We start from the raw sequence: 1477 nt of genomic DNA on the forward strand, positions 1-1477 counted from the left end.
CACCAAGACCTCCCCTTCGAACGCCTCGTCGAAATCCTCAACCCACCCCGCACCCTCACCCACCACCCCCTCTTCCAAACCATGCTCATCCTCCAAAACAACACCCACCACCACACCACCCTCGGGGATGCTCGCTCGACGGTCCTCCCCGTGGACGTCGAGAGCGCCAAGTTCGACCTGTCGGTCTTTGTGCATGATGTGGGTTCGGGCGAGCTCGCGGGGTCAGTGAAGTATGCGACCGATATTTTCGACCGCGACACGATTGAGCGGTTCTCGGGGGCCTTCGTCCAACTCCTCCATGTCGTCGCAGACAGACCTCACCTGTCCCTGAGTGAAGCCAATGTGCTGTCGGTCGACGAACTCCAGAAGGTGCTGAGCGACGGGAAAGGTAGGGTCTCCCTTTTCCCACCGGCCACTCTTCCCGAGCTCCTGAGTGCGCAGGCGTCCAGGACGCCCGATGCGACTGCGCTGATCTTCGAGGGGGACAGGCTGAGCTACGCGGAGCTCGACTCGCGTTCGTCCCGACTCGCGCATGCTCTGGTTGCGAAGGGCGTCGGCCCGGAATGCATCGTTGCGGTAAGTATTCCCCGCTCACTTGAGCTGCTCATCACCCTGTGCGCCATCCTGAAAGCCGGGGGCGCATACATGCCGATCGATCTGAGCTACCCGGACGATCGCATTCGCTTCATGATCCACGACGCTGATCCCGCTCTCGTGATCACTCGTGAGACGTACGAGGATCTGACGAGCAACCTGCCTCTGGCGGCTGTGAAGAGCGAGCACGCGGACGCCGGCTCTCTCCACCCCCATCACCCCGCCTACGTCATCTACACCTCGGGCTCCACCGGACGTCCGAAGGGTGTCGTGGTTCCTCATTCCGGGATCGTGAACCGCCTACGGTGGATGCAGGACCAGTATCAATTGGAGGCAGAGGACCGAGTTCTACAAAAGACTCCTTCAGGCTTCGACGTGTCTGTTTGGGAATTCTTCTGGCCCCTTCTCGTTGGTGCCACTGAAGTCATCGCCAAACCGGATGCGCACCGAGACCCCTCCTACCTGACCAGCCTCATCAAACGTGAACGCGTCACCACCGTCCATTTTGTTCCCTCGATGCTGGACGAGTTTCTCGGCTCTTCACTGGCTCGGGAGTGCACCACGTTGCGTCGCGTGATATGCAGCGGCGAGGCGCTCTCCGCGGAATCCGCGAGACGCTTTCATCAAACCCTCGGGGCGGAACTGCACAATCTCTACGGCCCTACCGAAGCATCTGTCGATGTGACTTATTGGCATGCGCGTCCGAGCGATGACGGAGTCATGGTCCCGATCGGCAAGCCGATCAGCAGCACCCAGGTTTTTGTGTTGGATGGTCGGTTGGGTGTGGTTCCGCCGGGTGTGGTGGGTGAGTTGTATGTGGCGGGGGCGGGGCGGTCTCTTATTCCCATCTGACGTGCCGACGAAGAGGATGAGGGTGAATTTG

General features: G+C 60.6%; 1 protein-coding gene. It reads left to right on the forward strand.

The window, feature by feature from the left end; translation table 11 throughout:
* Nucleotides 1–1446 (forward strand): non-ribosomal peptide synthetase (locus tag ADY01_RS35585; protein ID WP_049581023.1); only part of this gene is annotated, 1446 nt, incomplete at its 5' end.
* Nucleotides 1447–1477: the final 31 nt, after the last annotated feature.

It is taken from the genome of Streptomyces sp. SBT349, from assembly GCF_001083795.1.
Taxonomy (GTDB): domain Bacteria; phylum Actinomycetota; class Actinomycetes; order Streptomycetales; family Streptomycetaceae; genus Streptomyces.